This is a genomic window from Pyxidicoccus caerfyrddinensis (genome assembly GCF_010894405.1).
In the GTDB taxonomy this organism is placed as follows: domain Bacteria; phylum Myxococcota; class Myxococcia; order Myxococcales; family Myxococcaceae; genus Myxococcus; species Myxococcus caerfyrddinensis.
In genome coordinates this window covers 1-1,097 of record NZ_JAAIYA010000105.1, presented here as the reverse complement: position 1 = coordinate 1,097, position 1,097 = coordinate 1, and the positions used below count along the sequence as shown (strand labels likewise).

At 68.8% G+C, this 1,097-nt stretch carries 1 protein-coding gene; it reads right to left on the bottom strand.

Annotated features, from left to right (window positions below; translation table 11 throughout):
- The coding region (locus G4D86_RS51690; protein WP_164003090.1) for an amino acid adenylation domain-containing protein at positions 1–1,097 on the bottom strand (1,097 nt) is incomplete at both ends.

The following is a 1,097-nucleotide window of genomic DNA, read 5'->3' as shown; positions in this document are numbered from 1 at the left end:
GGTCTCCGGTGCGGTAGAGGCGGGCACCAAGCGCGCCGGAGAAGGCGTCGGGGACGAAGCGCTCGGCCGTCAACGCGGGCTGCTCGACATAGCCACGGGCCACGCCGTCGCCGCCGATGAACAGCTCTCCGGTGACGCCCGAGGGCACGGGCTGGCCGGAGGCGTCGAGCACGTACACCTGGGTGTTGCCAATGGGACGGCCGATGGGCACGGCGGTGCCCAGCTGCTTCGCGGACGTCATGCGGAAGCAGGAGGCGAAGAGCGTGGACTCGGTGGGGCCGTAGCAGGCCGTCACCGGAATGAACATTCCTTCCAGCACGCGCCGCACGTGGGGTGCACTCACCACGTCGCCACCGGTGAGCAGCTGCTTCACCCCACGAAGCGCGGCGGGGTTGTGGTCCACCACCTGGGTGAAGAGGCCGGAGGTGAGGTGAAGGGTGGTGACGCCGTGCTTCGTCAGCACGGACTCCAGCTCCTTCAGGTCGGAAGGCGAGTGGGGCGGGAAGACGACCAACCGCGCTCCATGGAGCAACGGGCCCCACAGCTCCAGGGTAGAGGCGTCGAAGGAGACGGGAGCGATGAGGAGGAAGGTTTCCTCCGGGCCCAGGTGCGCGTAGTCGACACCGAACACGGTGCGCAGCACCGCGGAGTGTGGAGTGCCGACACCCTTGGGCCTGCCGGTGGAGCCGGAGGTGAAGTCGATGTACGCGAGGCTGCCAGGCAGTGCGGACAGAGGGAGCACATGCGTGGGCTGCCCCTCCAGAGGCACTTCTCCCAGGACGACGGTGGACAGACCTTCGGTGGGCAGCTTCTCCAGCAGCTCGCGCGTGGTGATGAGCACCGCCGGGCGGGCGTCCTCCACCATCGCGGCAAGCCGCTCGCGCGGGTACGAGGAATCCAGCGGGACGTAGGCGCCACCGGCCTTGAGGATGGCGACGAGAGAGACAATCAGCTCCAGCGAGCGCTCCATGGCCAGCGCCACGCGCGAGTCGGTGGACACACCGAGGCCACGCAGGTGCCAGGCGAGCTGGTTGGCACGCGCGTCCAGCTCCCGGTAGGTGAGCTTCGCGTCTGCGAACTCGACGGCGGTCTTGTCC